At 60.7% G+C, this 18,120-nt stretch carries 19 protein-coding genes; 15 read left to right on the forward strand and 4 right to left on the reverse strand.

The features are described 5' to 3' along the window. Nucleotides 1–45: 45 nt before the first annotated feature. The gene (gene tamA / locus ACTG27_RS09235) at nucleotides 46–1,821 is read right to left on the reverse strand and encodes an autotransporter assembly complex protein TamA (protein ID WP_139429391.1); all 1,776 of its coding nucleotides are present in this window, start codon (nucleotides 1,819–1,821) and stop codon (nucleotides 46–48) included. 514 nt (nucleotides 1,822–2,335) lie between these two features. Between tamA and ACTG27_RS09240 the strand changes: the two genes are divergently transcribed. The 10 genes from ACTG27_RS09240 to mltB all read left to right on the forward strand — a co-directional run bounded on the left by ACTG27_RS09240 (nucleotide 2,336) and on the right by mltB (nucleotide 12,182). After that, nucleotides 2,336–2,710 carry a hypothetical protein gene (locus tag ACTG27_RS09240; protein ID WP_069555247.1) on the forward strand — a complete coding sequence of 125 codons (375 nt, stop codon included), beginning with the start codon at nucleotides 2,336–2,338 and terminating at the stop codon, nucleotides 2,708–2,710. Nucleotides 2,711–2,843: 133 nt separating this feature from the next. Further along, entirely contained in the window at nucleotides 2,844–3,122 is a 279-nt protein-coding gene (locus ACTG27_RS09245) for a peptidylprolyl isomerase (protein ID WP_005334269.1), read from the forward strand. 179 nt (nucleotides 3,123–3,301) lie between these two features. Beyond that, complete coding sequence (locus ACTG27_RS09250) at nucleotides 3,302–3,976, forward strand: DUF1499 domain-containing protein (RefSeq protein WP_064341526.1); 675 nt, start codon at nucleotides 3,302–3,304, stop codon at nucleotides 3,974–3,976. A gap of 25 nt (nucleotides 3,977–4,001) precedes the next feature. Next, entirely contained in the window at nucleotides 4,002–4,583 is a 582-nt protein-coding gene (locus ACTG27_RS09255; protein ID WP_439979539.1) for a carboxymuconolactone decarboxylase family protein, read from the forward strand. Further along, nucleotides 4,583–6,736 carry an FAD-dependent oxidoreductase gene (locus ACTG27_RS09260; protein ID WP_439979540.1) on the forward strand — a complete coding sequence of 718 codons (2,154 nt, stop codon included), beginning with the start codon at nucleotides 4,583–4,585 and terminating at the stop codon, nucleotides 6,734–6,736. Before ACTG27_RS09255 ends, ACTG27_RS09260 begins: the two co-directional genes overlap by 1 nt. Before the next feature lie 17 nt (nucleotides 6,737–6,753). Then, complete coding sequence (locus tag ACTG27_RS09265) at nucleotides 6,754–7,950, forward strand: ABC transporter substrate-binding protein (protein ID WP_439979541.1); 1,197 nt, start codon at nucleotides 6,754–6,756, stop codon at nucleotides 7,948–7,950. A gap of 77 nt (nucleotides 7,951–8,027) precedes the next feature. Beyond that, nucleotides 8,028–9,662: an ABC transporter permease gene (locus ACTG27_RS09270; protein WP_439979542.1), complete on the forward strand. Its 1,635-nt coding sequence runs from the start codon at nucleotides 8,028–8,030 to the stop codon at nucleotides 9,660–9,662. Nucleotides 9,663–9,685: 23 nt separating this feature from the next. Then, nucleotides 9,686–10,336, forward strand: a complete 651-nt coding sequence (locus ACTG27_RS09275) for an ATP-binding cassette domain-containing protein (RefSeq protein WP_439979543.1) — start codon at nucleotides 9,686–9,688, stop codon at nucleotides 10,334–10,336. 16 nt (nucleotides 10,337–10,352) lie between these two features. Beyond that, nucleotides 10,353–10,994 (forward strand): CDP-alcohol phosphatidyltransferase family protein, encoded by a 642-nt coding sequence (locus ACTG27_RS09280; protein WP_439979544.1) that lies wholly within the window; start codon nucleotides 10,353–10,355, stop codon nucleotides 10,992–10,994. Between the two features lie 105 nt (nucleotides 10,995–11,099). Further along, on the forward strand, nucleotides 11,100–12,182 hold the full coding sequence (gene mltB, locus ACTG27_RS09285) for a lytic murein transglycosylase B (protein ID WP_439979545.1): 1,083 nt from the start codon (nucleotides 11,100–11,102) through the stop codon (nucleotides 12,180–12,182). Between the two features lie 249 nt (nucleotides 12,183–12,431). Here the strand turns inward: mltB and pgm are convergent, their stop codons facing one another. Beyond that, nucleotides 12,432–14,096: a phosphoglucomutase (alpha-D-glucose-1,6-bisphosphate-dependent) gene (gene pgm / locus ACTG27_RS09290; RefSeq protein ID WP_439979546.1), complete on the reverse strand. Its 1,665-nt coding sequence runs from the start codon at nucleotides 14,094–14,096 to the stop codon at nucleotides 12,432–12,434. A 58-nt stretch (nucleotides 14,097–14,154) separates the two neighbouring features. Beyond that, entirely contained in the window at nucleotides 14,155–14,664 is a 510-nt protein-coding gene (gene seqA, locus ACTG27_RS09295) for a replication initiation negative regulator SeqA (RefSeq protein WP_439979547.1), read from the reverse strand. Nucleotides 14,665–14,938: 274 nt separating this feature from the next. Here seqA and ACTG27_RS09300 point away from each other — a divergent pair, with 274 nt between their 5' ends. Genes ACTG27_RS09300 through fldA form a run of 4 tightly spaced genes read left to right on the forward strand, consistent with a single transcriptional unit; the run spans nucleotide 14,939 to nucleotide 16,879 of the window. Next, nucleotides 14,939–15,721: an alpha/beta fold hydrolase gene (locus ACTG27_RS09300; protein WP_439979548.1), complete on the forward strand. Its 783-nt coding sequence runs from the start codon at nucleotides 14,939–14,941 to the stop codon at nucleotides 15,719–15,721. A 55-nt stretch (nucleotides 15,722–15,776) separates the two neighbouring features. After that, a complete protein-coding gene (locus ACTG27_RS09305) occupies nucleotides 15,777–15,998 on the forward strand; it encodes a DUF2788 domain-containing protein (protein WP_005334296.1) in 222 nt (73 codons plus the stop codon). A gap of 20 nt (nucleotides 15,999–16,018) precedes the next feature. After that, a complete protein-coding gene (gene ybfE, locus ACTG27_RS09310) occupies nucleotides 16,019–16,315 on the forward strand; it encodes a LexA regulated protein (RefSeq protein ID WP_005334297.1) in 297 nt (98 codons plus the stop codon). Between the two features lie 39 nt (nucleotides 16,316–16,354). Next, entirely contained in the window at nucleotides 16,355–16,879 is a 525-nt protein-coding gene (fldA, locus tag ACTG27_RS09315; protein WP_005334298.1) for a flavodoxin FldA, read from the forward strand. A 90-nt stretch (nucleotides 16,880–16,969) separates the two neighbouring features. Here fldA and ACTG27_RS09320 read toward each other — a convergent pair whose 3' ends face one another. Further along, on the reverse strand, nucleotides 16,970–17,443 hold the full coding sequence (locus ACTG27_RS09320; protein WP_005334300.1) for a DUF4442 domain-containing protein: 474 nt from the start codon (nucleotides 17,441–17,443) through the stop codon (nucleotides 16,970–16,972). Between the two features lie 242 nt (nucleotides 17,444–17,685). Here ACTG27_RS09320 and fur point away from each other — a divergent pair, with 242 nt between their 5' ends. After that, the gene (gene fur, locus ACTG27_RS09325) at nucleotides 17,686–18,114 is read left to right on the forward strand and encodes a ferric iron uptake transcriptional regulator (protein WP_005334301.1); all 429 of its coding nucleotides are present in this window, start codon (nucleotides 17,686–17,688) and stop codon (nucleotides 18,112–18,114) included. The last annotated feature ends 6 nt before the right edge of the window (nucleotides 18,115–18,120 follow it).

The raw sequence follows: 18,120 nt of genomic DNA on the forward strand, positions 1-18,120 counted from the left end.
CAAGATACAGCCGCAGCGGCCAAAGAAAAAAGCGTTTAGACAACATCATAATTCAGGCCCCAATGCGAAATGCAGCCGCAAGGGCTTGTCCTCTTCCGATACCCCGACCGCCAGATCCAGTCTGACCTGACCGATGGGAGTGACCCAGCGCACACCGACGCCGGTACCTATTTTCCAGGGCTCGCTGTAATCGGTGGTGGAGGTGCCGCCATCCACAAACATGGCCCCCAGCCACTTCTCGCTGAAGCGGTAGTTGTATTCCAGACTGGCCACGCTGGTGTAGCGGCCACCGGTCAGCTTGCCATCCGGCCCGGTGGGAGAGATGCTCTCGTAACCAAAGCCGCGCACCGTCTGATCGCCACCGGTAAAGAAGCGCAAAGACGGCGGCACCAGCGAGAAGCTGTCACCTATGATGGCCCCCTGCTCGGCCCGCATCAGGAATCTGTGGTTATCGCCAAGAGTTCGCAGCCACTTGCTGCGCCCCCACACCCGCATAAAGCTGATGTCGGAGCCCCATCTGGGATCGGAGAACTCCAGCGTCAACTGCTGGCGATCCCCCCAGTCGGGCACCAGAGTGCCGCGCACCCGCAGTCGGGACCAAGAGACCCCGGGGATCAACAGCAAGCTGTTCCCCTCGTCGGCGCCCTGGGTATAGATCTCGTTCTCCAGCCGGATAAAGACGTCCCGATCCCAGCTCTCCGGCCGCCGCGTCCAGCGGTGCACACCGATAGTGGTGAGATCGGAGCGGGTATCGTTGTTGTCCTTGTACTGGTAGCCGGTCTGGATGGAGTAGTAGTCCCGCAGCGGGTTGCCCACCGGGATCTGATAGTCGAAGCTGAGCTCTGCCTCCGGCGCCGACACCTTGGCGGTGGCAAACAGACGATGACCATAGCGGTTGACCCAGGGCTTCTCCCAGGTGGCACTCATCCGCGGGCCTACGTCGGTGGCATAACCGATACCGGTCTCGATTTCGTGATCGACCCGGTTATCCAGCGTCACCGCGATGGGAACCCGATAGTTGCTCGCCTCGCTCAATACCGGCTTGATATCTACCTGACGGAACAGCTTGGTGGAGGAGACATCCTGCGACATCTCGGCCAGACGGATGGCGAGATAGGGGTCGCCGCTCTTGATGTTGATAAGCGGGCGAATAAGGTGAAGCGCTTCGGGGGTGGCATCGTAGCGGATCTCGCCAAAACGGTAGCGATGGCCCGATTCGAACAGAATAAAGATCTCCGCCGTCCCCTTGTCCGGGAACACCTTGACCTGACTCTTGCTCAGCTTGGCATCAAAGTAACCGCGGGCCAGCCCGAGACTGCCCAGATCCGCCTTGATGGATTCATATTTGGCGTGGTTGAGGGGCTCGCCCTCTTTGAGGGGCAACTTGTCCAGCAGGGCGCTGTAAAGCTCGTCGCTGCCCGCATCCCCCTCCAGCAGAATATCGAGGCGGGAGACGATGACCGGCTCCCCCTTGTCCACCTCAATCACCACTTTGGACGGAGTCTTCTTGTCGCGGCTCAGGGTGATTTTCGGCTGGTAGTAGCCATAAACCTGCAGCGCCTTTTGCACGCTCTCGGTGATTTTGGCGCGGGCCGGACGGTATTGCCGCTCCTGATAGACCGGCAGGGCATTGAGGTAGGCTTCAACGTTATCCTTGTTCTCCCCTTTCAACCCCTTGACCTGATAGGTGAGCTTGGCGGCAAACGCGGGCGAAGCCAGCAGCGACAGCAACAGGCCCACCCCTAGTACCCGCAGGCCGCGGCGAAACGCAGGGCCGGACAGTAAACGCCCTGCCAGCAGGGATGAAATGCATCCTGTCAAAGGTCAATATTCCTGAATCTGTGGTGAAGGAAACCAGCGCCCTTTCGGGCCAACCCCGAATGCGGCGCAGCACGCCATGCCGTGCATGGCCGTGACACAAAAATGCGCGCCAGAAAAATGGCGAACCTTATCCTAACATAGGCATCGGCCAGCGACAGCGCGGTGCCATTGGCAAATTAGCCATATCTTTTAAGAGGTTGACCACAAATCACACATTTTGGTGACAATGACGACGCCCGCTTTCCCGATGGAAGCGTATTGACCTGCCCTGAATAAGGCTCACCCCACCATCAGGCACCATTTGTCACCTCTCCTCCTCTCTTTGCAACCAGAAACCCACCACGACAGAGTTTGTCGGCATCACCCCACCCTCACCGTTTAACCGGCCCGGCACACCCTAAAGCCCGCCGTAGCGGGTGATTAAGAATTGCTCGTTCAGCGCAATCGAATTATCCCGCTGCCTTTGCGAACGTCCCTCCCTCACACTTGAACCATCAACTGAAGGAGACACATCATGCATGCACGTAGCGAACAGATGGCTGACTATATTGCCGATCGTCTCGAGTTCATCACCTTTCTCGCCTGTTGCAGCGCCCTGCTGGCCCTGCTGACCGGCATGAGTGGCCAACAGGCGCTGGCCTTTACCGCCCTGAACCTGCCGTTTGGCCTCGGCATTCTGCTGGCGATGGCGCTGCTGGCCCCCCTGCCCGCCCACTGGCGGCTGCCGGGGATCACCTTGCTGCTGGCAGGTTGCGCCCTGATGACCCTGCAACTGGGGGGCGAATGGCTCAATCCGCTGGCCATCTGGAGCCTCTACGCCCTGCTCGGGCTGGAGATCATCTGGCAAGCGCGTCCCCGCGCCGTGCTGGCCACCCGCGCTCGCCAGTAACAGGGCTGACGATCGCCGGTAAATGGCAGGCTGTGATGGCTGACGCCGGTGGCAAATTGGGGTACTCTTGCGCCCCGATTTGCTACCACCCTTGGCATTAACAACCTTCGCCATCACTCCCAGGAGCGCCCCGATGAAAAAAGCCTGTGCCCAGCACATTCTGGTCAAGACCGAAAAACAGTGTCTGGAGATCAAGGAGAAGATCGAGAAGGGAGCCGACTTCGGCCAGATGGCCAAGCGCTTTTCCACCTGCGCTTCTGCAAAACGCAGCGGCGATCTGGGGGAGTTCAATAAAGGGGATATGGTCAAGCCCTTTGACGATGCCGTCTTCAAGGGCGAACTGCTCAAGGTGCTGGGACCGGTGCGCACCAAGTTCGGCTTCCATCTGATCAAAGTGCTCTATCGCAACTAAGTCATCGCAACTGACCATTTTCTCGGTGAAGCTCCCGTCAGGCGGGCTTCACCGACCTCTGCATCTCCCTCGCAAAACTGACCAAAACCACGCCAAACTCTCATCAATTTACTAACGTTATCAGGCAATTAAGTTTATCCTTCTCGGCATTGTCCACATTCGACGATGGATCCCGTGCTATGCCCCGCTCTTGCTTGTGGCCCCTGCTGGCCTGGTTACTCCCGCTCGCTGGCGCCCTCGGCAGCCGCTTTCATCTCTGGCCCTGGTGGATCGGTTTTGCGATCTGTCTCATCGGAGCCCTTGTCTCCCTGATCTTGCTGGTACGCCTGCCCTGGAGCCGCAACCGCTACGCCAGCGTCCTCGGCGCCTTGCCGCTGCTGCTGCCGCTGACCTTTGTGGCACAGGCGCTGCGGATGCCGCTGATCAATGATGTGAGCACAGATCCCTACAATCCCCCCCAGCTACGCTGGGCGGCAGAGCTCAGAACCGCGCAGGATCTGCCAATTAATAGCGCCCCGCTGAAAGCAGTTGAGGCAAAACCCGGTCCTCTCTTTACCAGGGCTTCTCCTGCCGAAGTGTTGATTGAAGCCAGCGAACTGATGCAGGAGCTGGGCTGGCAGGTGCGACCCAGCCCCGACGGTCTGGATGCAGTGGTCACCACCGGCTGGTTCGGCTTTCAGGATGATGTGGCGCTGCGGGTCTTTGCTGGCCCCAAAGAGACCCGCATCGATATGCGATCAGCCTCCCGTCAGGGGCAAAGCGATCTGGGCACCAACCGGGCGCGGATCGAGGATTTCCTGACCCGCCTGAACGAGCGCCTCGGTCAGGCCTACAAACCCAATTTGAAACCGTAAGTGTGAAACAACAAGAAGGTAACTGATGCGCGTTGAGGTCAAACCCGACCGGGAATATGCCTGGTTTATCCGCCCCTTTTTCTGGCTGCAAAAGCGCAACTATGGCCAGGTGCTTATTCCGGGCAAGTGCTGGGGCCGCTCGCCGCGCCTCTTTGCCGCCGTCGCTACCCTCTACGGGGTCATCAACCGCAAACGCTCCCCCATCGATCCCGTGCTGCGCTCGCTGGTGACGGTGCGGGTATCCCAGCTCAACTGGTGTCGTTTTTGTGTCGACATCAACGCCATGACCCTGGTAAAGAGAGCAGGTTCAAGCGAGAAGGTGGAGGCGCTGGCCAACTGGCGCGAAAGCCCCTTGTTTGACGAGCGGGAAAAAGCGGTGCTCGACTATACCGAAGCGATGACTGGCCTCGATGGGGTGAGCGATGAACAGGCGGCCCGCCTCAAGCCCTGGTTCGACGACGATGCCATGGTGGAGCTGACCGGCCTTATCGCATTCCAGAACATGTCGGCCAAGTTCAACGCCGCCCTCGATATCGCGCCGCAGGGCTTCTGCCAGCTGCCGGTGCAACCGGAACGCCCTGCCAAGCATGACAGCAAGGACGCCTGATGAACCGGACCCGCCTGCTGCTTGCGCTGGTGATGGGGGGCCTTATCGGCGCCTTTTTTGCCCTCGATCTTGGTCGTTACCTCACTCTGGACGCCTTGCAGGCCCAGCAGGCGGCAGTGGCGCAATGGGTCGACAACCACTTTGTCTCGGCCTGCCTGCTGTTCGTGCTTATCTATGTGCTGAGCACCGCCCTCTCCCTGCCCGGCGCCAGCTTGCTCACCCTGGGTGGCAGCGCTGTGTTTGGCGTCGCCTGGGGGCTGCTGCTGGTCTCTTTTGCCAGCTCCATTGGTGCGACCCTGGCCTTTCTCAGCGCCCGTTTTCTGCTGCGCGACTGGGTCACCGCCCGCTTTGGCGACAAGCTGGCCACCTTTCAGTCTGGCATGGCGAAGGAGGGGGCCTTCTATCTGCTGAGCCTGCGCCTCATCCCCATCTTCCCCTTCTTTTTGGTCAATCTGCTGATGGGGCTCACCCCCATCAAAGTCAGCACCTACTACTGGGTCAGCCAGCTTGGCATGCTGCCCGGCACCTTCGTTTATGTGCTGGCGGGCAGCGAGCTTGGCCAGTTAACCAGCACCGGCAATATCCTCTCCCCCGGCCTGATGGTCGCGCTGACCCTGCTGGGGCTGATGCCCTGGCTGGTCAAGAAATTGACCGCACACCTTGCCCAACGGCGCCTGCTCTCCCCCTACCACAAACCCGCTCGCTACGACTACAACCTGCTGGTGATAGGTGCCGGTGCAGGTGGGTTGGTCACCAGCTATATCGCGGCAGCGGTGAAGGCCAAGGTGGCGCTCATCGAGAAACACAAGATGGGGGGCGATTGCCTCAACAGCGGTTGCGTCCCCTCCAAGGCATTGATCCGAAGCGCCCGCTTTGCCGCAGAGCAGCGTAAAGCCGACGAGCTGGGCTTTAGCCCAAGCCACTCCCGCGCTGATTTTGCGGCGGTGATGGCGCGGGTGGCTGAGGTGATCAAGGAGGTCGAGCCACACGACTCCATCGCACGTTATCAGGGGCTTGGAGTGGAATGCATCGAAGGGGAGGCGCGGCTGGTCTCTCCCTGGGAGGTGGAGGTGAACGGCAAGCGCCTTGTCAGCCGCCATATCGTCATCGCCACCGGCGCCCGACCGTTGGTGCCCAAGCTGCCGGGGCTGGATCAGGTGCCTTACCTCACCTCGGATAGCCTCTGGCAGCTGCGCACCCCGCCGCGCCGGCTGCTGGTGCTGGGCGGTGGCCCCATCGGCTGCGAGCTGGCCCAGAGCTTCGCCCTGCTCGGCATTCCCGTGACCTTGGTGGAACTCTCGGAGCAACTGCTGCCCCGCGAAGATAGAGAGGTAGCCGACGCCCTGGCCGGGCAGATGAGCCAAGATGGCGTGCAGCTACTCACCGGCTGGCGCGCCGAACGAGCCGACTATCTGCCCGCAGCCGAGGGGGATCTCCCCATCCGGCTGCAACTGCGCCGAGGCGATGAGACACAAGTGGTTGAAGGGGATCAACTGCTGCTGGCACTGGGTCGGGTCGCCAATGTGAGCGGCTTCGGGCTCGAAGCGTTGGGGGTCGAGCTTGCCCCCCGCGGCACCATAGCGGTCGATAGCTTCCTTGCCACCAACTTCCCCAGCATACTGGCAGTGGGAGACGTAGCCGGCCCTTACCAGTTCACCCACTTTGCCGCCCATCAGGCCTGGTATGCGGCGGTCAATGCCCTGTTTGGCCAGTTCAAGCGCTTTCGGGCCGACTATCGGGTCATTCCGGCGGCCACCTACACCACGCCGGAGATTGCCCGGGTCGGCCTCAATCGCAAGGAGGCCGAGGCGCAGGGGATTCCCTGCGAGGCGACCCGCTTCGAGCTGGCTGAGCTGGACAGAGCCATTGCCGATGGGGAGCGCCACGGTTTTGTCGAGGTGCTGACCGTGCCGGGCAAGGATACTATCCTTGGCGCCACCATAGTGGGCACTCACGCCGGTGAACGGATTGCCGAGTTCGTGCTCGCCATGCGTCACCGCCTCGGCCTAGGCAAGATCCTCGGCACCATTCACGCCTATCCCACCCTGATGGAGGGGAACAAATACGTGGCAGGTGAATGGAAACGGGCCCACCAGCCCACCCGGGTGCTGGCGTTGCTGGCTCGTTATCACCGCTGGCGCCGTGGCGCCTGACAATCAGGGAAACATTTATGCTCAAGCCATTCTCACAACTCAACTCACAGCTCAAACAGCGGCTAAACGCCCTGCTGTGCGCCCTGCCACTGCTGGCCAGCGGCCCGCTGTTAGCCAACCCTGATGACAACTGGCAACGGACCCTTGAGGAGGCGAAGGGGCAGACCGTCTACTTCAACGCCTGGGGCGGCAGCCCGGAGATCAACGCCTATCTGGTGTGGGCCGGGCAGGAGCTGGCACGCGACTATCAGGTCAAACTGGTGCAGGTGAAGGTGGATGACATCGCCCAGAGCGTCAGCCAGTTGTTGGCCAACAAGCAGGCGGGCAAGCAAGCTGGCGGCCCCATCGACCTGCTCTGGGTCAACGGCGAGAACTTCAAGGCGCTCAAGGAGCAGGGGCTGCTCGGCGCCCCCTTTACCGCCGAGCTGCCCAACATGGCGTTGGTAGACAGCACCCTGCCGGTGAGTGAGGACTTCACCCTGCCGGTGGAAGGGCTGGAAGCCCCCTGGGGCATCGGCCAGCTCAATCTGATGGTCGACACCGAAGAGGTCGCCAGCCCGCCCACCTCGGCAGCAGCTCTGCTGGCGTGGGCCAAGGCCCATCCCGGCCGCTTCACCTATCCCAAGCCGCCCCAGTTCCATGGCTCCAGCTTTCTCAAGCAGATCCTGCTGGAATTGACGCCAAACCCCGCCCCCCTCTATCGGGAAGCGACCGAGAGCGAGTTTACCCAACTCACCGCCCCGCTCTGGGCCTGGCTCGATGAGCTGCATCCGGCACTCTGGCGCAAGGGTAAACTGTTCCCCACCAGTGCCGCCGAAACCCGCCAGCTGCTCGATGATGGCGAACTGGCCATGGCTATCAGCTTCAATCCGCAGGAGGCGCAAAGCGCCGCCCAGATTGGCGCCCTGCCCCCCAGTGTGGAAACCGTCGCCATGGAGAAAGGGGCGCTCACCAACAGCCATTTTCTCGCCATCCCCTTCAACGCCAGTGCCCGTGCGGGTGCCAAGGTGGTGGCCAACTTCCTGCTGAGCCCGGCGGCGCAGGCACGAAAAGCCAATCCGGCCTTCTGGGGTGATCCCAGCGTGCTGCGGGCCGATGCGCTGCCTGATTCAGCCAAGGGGCAACCGGCACTGCGCTTCAAATCGGTAGCCGAGCCTCACCCCAGCTGGCAGCTCAAACTGGAAGCGGCCTGGGCCGAGCGTTACGGTCACTGATGAGTGCCGCTGGTCACCCACTTTCCCGCTCCCGACCGTGGCGCCGGTTGACACGCCACCCCAGTATGAGTACGGGGATGGCGGTCATTTATCTGGCGCTCTTCGTCATCCCATTGCTGGCGGGGCTGTGGCAACTGCTGGCGGAGGGGATGACCGCCTCTCATCTTGCCTTGCTGCTGGCCCAACCCGGTCTTTGGTACTCAGCAGCGCTGAGCCTGTGGATTGGCGCTGCCTCCACCCTTGGCAGCCTGCTGATGACCGCCCTGCTGCTGGCCCACAGCGACAGCCGGGCTTTCGGCCTGCTCCGCCGCCTGCTCTCGCCCATGCTGGCCATGCCTCACGTCGCCTTTGCCATCGGCTTTGCCTTTCTGCTCGCCCCCTCCGGCTGGCTGCTGCGGCTCGTCTCGCCAGCTCTGACCGGGTTTGAACTGCCTCCCGATTGGCAGACCATCCGCGACCCTTGGGGGCTCGGGCTGATTGCACTGCTCGTTTTCAAGGAGACCCCCTTTTTGCTGCTGATGGCGATGGCCGCACAGCAACCCATCCAGCTGGCACGCCAGCAGTGGCTGGGGGCGAGCCTTGGCTTCAGCGCCCCCCAGATCTGGTGGCGCCTGCTGCTGCCCGCCCTCTGGCCCGCCCTGCGCCTGCCCATCTATGCGGTGGCAGCCTATGGAGTGGCGGTGGTGGATCTCGCCCAGCTGCTCGGGCCCGATGCCCCCTCCCCGCTGGCGGTGCGGTTGTGGCTCTGGTATCAGGATCCGGACCTGCTCTGGCGCGGTGCCACCGCCAGCGGCGCCCTGCTGCTGCTTGCCATCACGGCACTGCTCATCGCCCTGTTCAGATTACTGGAGTGGCTTCATCAAGAGGTGGGCAAAGGCTGCTGGCTCGATGGCAAAAGGGCGGCGCCCCACTCCTTTGCCAACCGGCTCGCTGCAGGCTCTGCATTCACTTTGATCACCCTCAATCTGGCGGTGCTGGTGGCCCTGCTACTCTGGTCACTGGCGCGCCGCTGGCCCTTTCCCGCCCTCTGGCCCAGCCAGTGGAGCAGTCATTACTGGCTGGATCTGCTGCCAACCCTGCTGCCGCTGCTGGCAACCAGCGCGCTGCTGGCGCTGACGAGCGGCTTGCTGGCACTGATGATGGCGGTGTGCAGTCTGGAGGCACAAGCCGGCCGCCGCCCCTGGCCGCTCTGGCTTATCTGCCTGCCGCTGTTGCTGCCGCAAGCAAGCCTGCTGTTTGGTATCCGGCTCGGGCTGGACTGGCTTGCACATGACTCGATAAGCAGCGGCATTGGCTGGGGCTGGGTGCTCTGGAGCCAGCTGCTGTTTGTCTTTCCTTATGTCTATTTGTGTCTGCATGGCCCCTATCGCCAGTTCGATCCTCGGATCACCCAGAGCGCTCTGCTGCTGGGGGCTACGCCATGGCGAGCCTGGTGGCAGGTCAAAGTGCCGCTGCTGGCGCGCCCGCTGCTGTTTGCCTTCGGCGTCGGGGCGGCGGTGAGTTTGGCCCAGTATCTGCCGACCCTGCTCTTTGGCGCAGGCAGAGTGGTCACCATCACCACCGAAGCGGTGGCCATCGGCAGCGGCCTCAACCGGCGGCTGGCGGGGCTCTACGGCCTGCTGCAACTGCTGCTGCCGCTCGTTATCTATCTGCTGGCATTCTGGCTGCCGACGCGGATCAATCCGGCGCTCAAGGGGGGCGGCTCACGATGAACTCTCACGATGGAAACAGCCATATGCTGAGCACCACGCCTCTTCGGCTTTACCTTGATGAAAATCTGCTGCTTTCGCTGCCCGCCCTGCAAGTGGCCCCCGGCGAGGTATTGACCCTGATGGGCCCAAGCGGCTGCGGTAAAAGCTCCCTGCTAGCGGGGCTGGCTGGAGTACTGCCCGGCGCGCAGACAGATAGCGGCCCGATCCGGCTGGAGGGGGAGGTAAGGCTCGGCGAGCGGCCACTCAACGCCTTGCCACCGCAGGCACGGCGCATCGGCATGCTGTTTCAGGATGACCTGCTGTTTGACCATCTGACGGTGGTGGAGAACCTGATGTTCGGCATGCCAGCGACCATCAAGGGAAAACGTGCGCGGCGGGAAAAGGCACTGACAGCGTTAACGCAGGTCGCGCTGGCGGATCAGGCTGACAAGCTGCCGCAGCTGCTGTCAGGGGGTCAGCGGGCGCGGGTCAGTCTGCTGCGGGCGCTGTTGGCCGAACCCGATGCCCTGCTGCTGGACGAGCCCTTTTCCCGTCTCGACAAGCCGCTGCGGGCCGCCTTTCGCGAACTGGTGTTCGCGCAGATCAAGGCGCTGGCCATCCCCGCTATTCTGGTGACCCACGATGCGGAAGACGCGCCGGGCACCATACTCAACCTCACCGAATGCCACTGTTAACCGAGGAGTGTTCACCTTGTTTGATCGCCATCTGATCCCCGTGATCCGCAGCCCTCTCACCCAGCTTGCCAAACCGCTCAGCCGCGCCGGGGTCAGTGCCAATCAGGTGAGCCTCACCGGCTTTGCCATCGGCATGCTGGCGCTGCCGCTGCTGGCCTTTGGCTGCTATTCATGGGCGCTGGCGGCCATCCTGCTCAACCGGCTGCTGGACGGGCTCGATGGCGCCGTGGCGAGGGAAACCGGCATCACCGATTGCGGCGGCTTTCTCGACATCACGCTGGATTTTATCTTCTACGCTGCCGTGGTGCTGGGCTTTGCCCTCGCCGCCCCCGCCAATGCACTGCCCGCCGCCACCCTGCTGTTTGCCTTTATGGGCACAGGGTCGAGCTTTCTGGCGTTTGCCATCATGGCGGGCAAGCGGGGCATCGACAATCCGGTCTACCACCACAAATCCCTCTACTATCTGGGCGGCCTCACCGAGGGGAGCGAAACCATCGCCCTCTTTGTGCTGATGTGCCTGTGGCCCGCCGCTTTTACCCCGCTCGCCTACGGCTTTGCCCTGCTCTGCGCCATCACCACCCTGACCCGGCTCTGGAGCGGCTACCACACCCTGCGTCACCCCCAGCGCGAAACAGCACAGCCCTCACAGAAGGGCTAATCCATCGCACGATGAATTGGCGGCAAACAAGGCGCACGGAACACTTGCACGGGGATGACAATGTTTTACCATTGCGACACTTTTATCAGTCTCTTTGAGAACCCTATGCGTCGCCTTGCCTCTCTTCTCACTCTGTCGTTATTCCCCCTGCTCGGTGGCTGCAGCAGCGCCCCAGCGCCAAAGCCCGTGGTCGTCCCCCAACCCAAGAGCGCCTTTATCAATCAGGCGCCATCCAGCAAACCCGTTTATACACAAGGGGTTAGCAAGGGGGACTTCGCCAATCGCCCCAACGTGGACAGGTTCGTCCAGAAAATGGTCGAGAAGCACGGTTTTGACAACGCCCAGCTGCATCAGGTGCTGGCACAGGCAGAGCGTTACGACTGGATCATCCGCCTGATGGATGCCCAGGCACCGACCACCGCCAAGCCCACCGGCCCGACCGGTGCCTGGAACCGCTATCGCGCCAAGTTCATCACCCCCGACAACGTACAGAACGGCGTCAACTTCTGGCGTGAATACGCAAGCGAGCTGAACCGGGCGGAGCAGGTCTACGGGGTGCCGCCGGAGATCATCGTCGGCATTATCGGGGTCGAGACCCGCTGGGGCCGAGTGATGGGCAAGACCCGCATTCTGGATGCGCTGGCCACCCTGGCGTTTGATTATCCGCGTCGCGCCGAGTTCTTCACCAGCGAGCTGGAAGCCTTCCTAGTGATGACCCGCGATGAGGGGATGGACCCCACCGAACCCAAGGGCTCCTATGCGGGCGCCATGGGCTACGGCCAGTTTATGCCCTCCAGCTTCCAGCGCTATGCGGTGGACTTTGACGGCAACGGCCACACCAACCTGTGGGATCCGGTGGATGCCATCGGCAGCGTCGCCAACTACTTCAAGGCCCACGGCTGGGAGAAAGGCCAACCGGTGGCGGTGCGCGGTCAGGGCCAACTGCCCGGATACGAGCACGGCTTCCAGACCCGCTACCCGGTCGCCACCCTGCGCCGCGCAGGGCTGACCCCCACCAGCACCCTCGGCAACCACAGCGAGTCGAGCCTGCTGCGCCTCGATGTCGGCACCGGCTACCAATACTGGTACGGTCTGCCCAACTTCTACACCATCACCCGCTACAACCACAGCACCCACTATGCCATGGCGGTATGGCAGCTGGGGCTGGCGGTGAAGGCGGCGCGCTGACAACTCGCTGGCATAAAACAGACAATGAAAAAGGAGCCATTATGGCTCCTTTGTTATATCCAACGTTCCACCCCATCAGGGGCTCAAGGATGGCTACCTGATTTAGACGCCGGCCTTGGCCAGTTGCCGGTCACCACCTTGAGGCCGCCGATGGCTCACTCGCTGGCATAAAACAGACAATGAAAAAGGAGCCATTATGGCTCCTTTGTTATATCCAACGTTCCACCCCATCAGGGGCTCCTACCTGATTTAGACGCCGGCCTTGGCCAGTGCCGCGGAGACGATCTGCTGGGCCTCTTGCTGGATCAGATCTAGGTGCGCTTCGCCCTTGAAGCTCTCCATGTAGATCTTGTAGATGGACTCGGTGCCGGAGGGGCGCGCCGCGAACCAGCCGTTCTCGGTCACCACCTTGAGGCCGCCGATGGCGGCATCGTTGCCCGGCGCCTTGGTCAGCTTGGCGATGATGGGCTCACCGGCGAGCGTTGAGGCTTCCACCAGTGCCGGATCCAGCTTGGAGAGCACGGCTTTCTGGGTGCTGTTGGCCGGGGCGTCGATACGGCGATAGCTGGAGCGGCCAAACTTGGCTTCCAGTGCGTCGTAATGAGCCTGCGGATCCTTGCCGGTGACCGCCAGAATTTCTGCCGCCAGCAGCGCCAGAATGAAGCCATCCTTGTCAGTGGTCCAGACGGTGCCATCTTTACGCAGGAAGGAGGCGCCCGCGCTCTCCTCGCCACCAAAACCGAACTCGCCGCTGTAGAGGCCATCCACGAACCACTTGAAGCCGACCGGCACCTCTTTGAGGGTACGGCCAATCTCGCCGGCAACCCGGTCGATCATGGAGGAGGAGACCAGCGTCTTGCCGACGGCTGCATCGGCAGACCAGCCGGTGCGATGGGTAAACAGATACTGGATCGCCACCGCCAGATAGTGGTTCGGGTTCATCAGGCCGGACTTGGTAACGATACCGTGACGGTCGTAGTCAGGGTCGTTGCCAAGGGCGATATCGAACTTGTCCTTGAGGGCAATCAGGCTCGCCATGGCGAACGGGCTGGAGCAGTCCATACGGATCTTGCCGTCTTTATCCAGGGTCATGAAGGAGAAGGTAGGGTCGACCTTGTAGTTCACCACCTCGATGTTCAGACCATAGGTCTTGGCGATGACGTCCCAGTAGGCGACGCCGGATCCACCCAGCGGATCGACACCGATCTTGACGCCCGCGTTCTCGATGGCGTCCATGTCCAGCACATTCTTCAGATCATCCACATAGGGGGTGACATAGTCGTGCTCGACCACGAACGGGCTCTTGAGGGCCTCGGCGAACGGCATCCGCTTCACGCCCGCCAGACCCGCTTCCAGAATGGCGTTAGCACGATCCTCGACCCACTTGGTGATCTCCCCTTCCGCGGGGCCACCGTGGGGCGGGTTGTACTTGAAGCCACCATCTTCCGGCGGGTTGTGGGACGGAGTGATCACCACGCCGTCGGCGCGGGCAGCAGGCTTGCTGGCCCCTTCTTTGCCAGAGTTGTAGCGCAGGATGGCATGAGAGATGACCGGGGTCGGGGTAAAGCCCATACCGGCTTGAATGCGAGTTTCAACGCCGTTGGCAGCCAGCACTTCGACGGCGCTGGCAAAGGCGGATTCGGACAGGGCGTGGGTATCCATGCCGACAAACAGCGGGCCAGTGATGCCGGCCTGCTGGCGATACTCCACCAGTGCCTGGGTCACCGCCAGAATATGGGATTCGGTAAAAGCATTGTGCAGGGCGCTGCCACGGTGGCCGGAGGTACCGAAGGCCACCCGCTGCTCGGGGCGGCTCATGTCCGGCTTGTTGAGGTAGTAGGAGCTGACCAGACGGGGGATGTTGGTCAGATCGCTTAAACGGGCCGGTTGACCGGCGTGGGAATGCTGAGCCATGGCGTTTTCCTTGCGTAATGGCGGCCTTGCCGGGCAAGGCCTGAGTCTTGAAGAATCGTTAAATGGCGCCACACACCTGCGCGATCACCTCTTCGCCATAGTCCATGCTGGCCATCAGCTGGGCCACCATATTCTGCTTGCGGCTGGTGTTGGTGTTGGTGATCACCCAGAACGGGGTCTCCGGTACCGGCTTGGGCTTGGTAGTGCTGCCACTGGCACGCAGAGCCTCGGGATCCTGCGAGAAATAGACGCGCTTGCGCCCCTTGATTTCGGTGGCCTGGGTAAAGCCTTCCGGGTTATCCCGGTAGAGGGTACTCAGCACCAGCATAAAGCGGTTGATGGACTTCTCTTCTTTTTGCAGCTCACCTGAATCGAGCAGGGCTTGCAGCCCTTGCCGGGTGGCTATCGCACTGGGCTGCGCGACGGCAGCTGGCTCGGCAACCGACACACGTTGGTGAGCAGGCTGTTCCAGCAGACGGCGCAGGATATCGGAGGCACTTTCACCAATGTGCCGGGTCTGGCTGGCGATATAGAAGTAGAGATCGTCATCAAGCTCGATGGTTTTCATAGGGATGCGCTGGACTCGTCGAAATTCGGATGCGGCGATTATACATAGGCAAACCCGACAGCCCAAGCAAGGGGCTGGCAGATGTACATGAATCTCATCGAGAATACGGCATAATAGCGGGCCAAGTGTGTGATCAGCCGCACTGATAGCCGATCCGGACAGGATTTTTTAGAAAAAAAACCACATAAAATCCCAATCCATTGGACGAAATCCTTTTCTTTCCAGTGCGTTAAATAAAACAGCGATACGCACCCACGACCGACAAGGTGTCATTTTGCAACAAAACAGCATATTGAACTTCAAGGAGCAAGGTCAGGGGCCGGCGGTCATTCTGATCCACGGCCTGTTTGGCAGCCTCGACAACCTCGGCCTGCTGGCCCGAGCCCTCTGCGAACAGTGCCGGGTCATCAGCGTCGATCTGCGCAACCACGGCGCCTCCTTTCATAGCAGCGAGATGAGCTATCCGGCGCAAGCGGCCGACATCCTGACCCTGATGGATCGGCTGAATATTGCCGAAGCGACCCTGATTGGCCACTCGATGGGGGGCAAGGTGGCGATGCAGCTCGCCAAGCTGGCGCCCGCGCGGGTCAGCCGGCTGGTGGTAGCCGACATGGCGCCGGTCGCCTATCCCCACTCCCGCCACCAGAATGTCTTTGCCGGACTCAACGCCACACTGCGCACGCCGCCGCAAAGCCGCAGTGAAGCGGAAGCCATGCTGGCGCAGCATATCGAGCTCGCCGGGGTGCGCCAGTTTCTGCTCAAATCCTTCGCCAGAGGCGAGCATGGCTGGGGTTGGCGCTTCGATGTGCCCGCCCTTGAGCAAAACTACGCCAACATCATGGGCTGGCCAGAGGATGACCGCCGCTTCGAAGGGCCGGTGCTCTTTATCAAAGGGGGGGATTCTGACTATATGCAGCCCCAATACAGCGAGACGGCACTGGCCCAATTCCCGGCGGCAAAGGTGCGTGTCATCGCGGGTACCGGCCACTGGCTGCATGCGGAAAAACCTGCTCTGTTCAACAAATTGGTTGTGGATTTCCTGTCGACAGGCGGTTAACAGTTTCAAATCCTTTGTGATATAGTGCGCCCGTCATAAGGAGTGTGCGCAATCCATGCTAAGTGAACATATCGACCTGATCGAAAGTTTGGGCCTCAAGTTATTCTTTGTGGCCATTTTCATATTGATTGGCCTGGCCATTCAGGACGTGCTCAAGCGCGGCAACGTGCCCCGTTTCGGTCGTTTTATCGTCTGGTTGGTACTGTTTCTGGGTTGTGCGGGTTTTGTCGCCAAGGGGCTGATCGAACTGGGCTGGGAAGGCTCAGGACTCGGCTAACTTATTTTCATCTGTGATGTATGGCCAAACAGCAAACTGATCGAACAACACTGGATCTGTTCGCAAATGAGAAGCGCCCCGGCAGGCCAAAGACCAATCCACTCCCCCGCGAGACCCAGCTCAAGATCAACAAGCGTAACCAGCTTAAGCGCGATCGGGAAAATGGGCTGAAGCGGGTAGAGTTAAAGGTGGAGGCCGAGTTGCTGGAGCGCCTGAACCAACTTGCGTTACAACAGAACATCAGCCGAGCCGAGCTGATCCAATCTATCCTGAAACAACAGATTGAGTCCGCCTTTGCGGTGGACATTGCAGTCTGAGCGTTGAGCATTAACACCAAATACGGGTAACTAAACACTATGGCAAGTGTAGGTCTGTTTTTTGGCAGCGATACCGGTAACACCGAAGCTGTCGCCAAGATGATCCAGAAAGAGCTGGGCAAAAACCTGATTGAAGTCCGTGACATCGCCAAGAGCAGCAAGGCCGACATCGAGAGCTTTGATCTGCTGATGTTCGGCATCCCGACTTGGTACTACGGCGAAGCCCAGGCCGACTGGGACGACTTCTTCCCCGATCTGGGCGAAATCGACTTCACCAACAAGCTGGTCGCCATCTTCGGTTGCGGTGATCAGGAAGACTATTCCGAGTACTTCCTCGACGCCATGGGCACCTTGCGTGACATCGTCGAAGCCAAAGGCGCCATCATCATCGGTCACTGGCCGACTGCAGGCTACGAGTTTGAAGCCTCAAAGGCACTGGTCGATGACAAGCACTTTGTCGGTCTGGGTATCGATGAAGATCGCCAGCCGGAGCTGACTGCCGAGCGCGTCAAGGGCTGGTGCAAGCAGCTGCACGAAGAGATGTGCCTGGGCGAGCTGGAGTAATCCACCTCCCCCTCATACCTCTGACAACAAGGGCCCTGACGGGCCCTTGTTGTATCTGCAAGTGGCGATGCCTGCCTTCATTCTCCCCTGTTATTCACCTCTGTGCTCCGGTTTGGCTCGCACATAGAGGGTGCGCTTGACCTGCGCCACCAGCTCGCCGCTCTTGTCCTGTACCGTCACCTCGAATTCGGGGAAGTGTTTGTTGCCACCTTCGGTCGCCGCCACGATTTCGGCCAGCTTGCCCTCGGTCAGGTTGAACTCGGCCACCAGCTTGCCCTTGCCCGGCTTGATGTAGTTGATGCTGCCCGCCTTGTCCCAGACGTAGTAGCGATTCTTGAAGTAGCCCATCAGCATCAGCGGATAGATGGGGTCCGTCATGGCAAACATGCTGCCGCCAAACTGGGTGCGGTTGGCGTTCTTGTTCCACCAGCGGGATTTGAGGGTCACCCGGCAGTAGCGAAAGTCATCGCTCAGGGTCTCTATCTTGATACCGGCACCCCAGAAAGGGGGCCAGGCGTTGAGTGCGCGGCGCACCCAGGCCGCATTGTCAAAAAGCCAATCCATGGATCTCATCCGACCAGAAATATGAAAGTTACATCTTATCAACATCTGCCATGCCAGCAAGTCGGACGACACGATTGATTATTTCAATCCAACCGGCCATTTATGGCTAAACCCCTTGAATTGCTGGGTTTATTTTTAGGGAGGCTACGACCTATAATGACAGGCCAAGCGAGTTCAAGGTTGCCATTCCTGCGGCAGTCCATCAGAATAACCCCACCTTCGAGAATGCGAATAAGTAGAATATGGCAGACAACAACCAAGCGTTAAAAAAGGCCGGGCTCAAGATCACCTTGCCCCGGGTCAAAATCCTGGAAATCCTGCAACAGCCGGATTGCCAGCACACCAGCGCCGAAGATCTCTATAAACGACTGATCGACCTGGGTGAAGAGATTGGTCTCGCTACCGTCTATCGCGTTCTCAACCAGTTTGATGATGCCGGTATCGTTACCCGTCACCACTTCGAAGGTGGCAAGTCGGTATTCGAGCTGGCCACTCAGGAGCACCACGACCACCTGGTTTGCCTTGACTGCGGCAAGGTGATCGAGTTCTCCGACGAAGTGATCGAACAGCGTCAGCGCGAGATCGCCAAGAAATTCAATATCCGTCTCACCAACCACAGCCTCTACCTCTACGGTCACTGTGCTACCGGTGAGTGCAAGCACGACGAATAAGTCGCC

Origin of the sequence: Aeromonas sp. 97A (assembly GCF_051919185.1) — a bacterium.
Taxonomy (GTDB): Bacteria; Pseudomonadota; Gammaproteobacteria; order Enterobacterales; family Aeromonadaceae; genus Aeromonas; species Aeromonas veronii.

Excerpts from the sequence above, each read along its gene's own strand:
- ACTG27_RS09275 (WP_439979543.1), top strand. The coding sequence starts at position 9,686 with ATGCTGAGCACCACGCCTCTTCGGCTTTACCTTGATGAAAATCTGCTG.
- ACTG27_RS09255 (WP_439979539.1), top strand. The coding sequence starts at position 4,002 with ATGCGCGTTGAGGTCAAACCCGACCGGGAATATGCCTGGTTTATCCGC.
- seqA (WP_439979547.1), bottom strand. The coding sequence starts at position 14,664 with ATGAAAACCATCGAGCTTGATGACGATCTCTACTTCTATATCGCCAGC.
- ACTG27_RS09265 (WP_439979541.1), top strand. The coding sequence starts at position 6,754 with ATGCTCAAGCCATTCTCACAACTCAACTCACAGCTCAAACAGCGGCTA.
- fur (WP_005334301.1), top strand. The coding sequence starts at position 17,686 with ATGGCAGACAACAACCAAGCGTTAAAAAAGGCCGGGCTCAAGATCACC.
- ACTG27_RS09270 (WP_439979542.1), top strand. The coding sequence starts at position 8,028 with ATGGCGGTCATTTATCTGGCGCTCTTCGTCATCCCATTGCTGGCGGGG.
- ACTG27_RS09305 (WP_005334296.1), top strand. The coding sequence starts at position 15,777 with ATGCTAAGTGAACATATCGACCTGATCGAAAGTTTGGGCCTCAAGTTA.
- ybfE (WP_005334297.1), top strand. The coding sequence starts at position 16,019 with ATGGCCAAACAGCAAACTGATCGAACAACACTGGATCTGTTCGCAAAT.
- fldA (WP_005334298.1), top strand. The coding sequence starts at position 16,355 with ATGGCAAGTGTAGGTCTGTTTTTTGGCAGCGATACCGGTAACACCGAA.
- ACTG27_RS09260 (WP_439979540.1), top strand. The coding sequence starts at position 4,583 with ATGAACCGGACCCGCCTGCTGCTTGCGCTGGTGATGGGGGGCCTTATC.
- ACTG27_RS09250 (WP_064341526.1), top strand. The coding sequence starts at position 3,302 with ATGCCCCGCTCTTGCTTGTGGCCCCTGCTGGCCTGGTTACTCCCGCTC.
- pgm (WP_439979546.1), bottom strand. The coding sequence starts at position 14,096 with ATGGCTCAGCATTCCCACGCCGGTCAACCGGCCCGTTTAAGCGATCTG.
- mltB (WP_439979545.1), top strand. The coding sequence starts at position 11,100 with ATGCGTCGCCTTGCCTCTCTTCTCACTCTGTCGTTATTCCCCCTGCTC.
- ACTG27_RS09320 (WP_005334300.1), bottom strand. The coding sequence starts at position 17,443 with ATGGATTGGCTTTTTGACAATGCGGCCTGGGTGCGCCGCGCACTCAAC.
- ACTG27_RS09240 (WP_069555247.1), top strand. The coding sequence starts at position 2,336 with ATGCATGCACGTAGCGAACAGATGGCTGACTATATTGCCGATCGTCTC.
- ACTG27_RS09245 (WP_005334269.1), top strand. The coding sequence starts at position 2,844 with ATGAAAAAAGCCTGTGCCCAGCACATTCTGGTCAAGACCGAAAAACAG.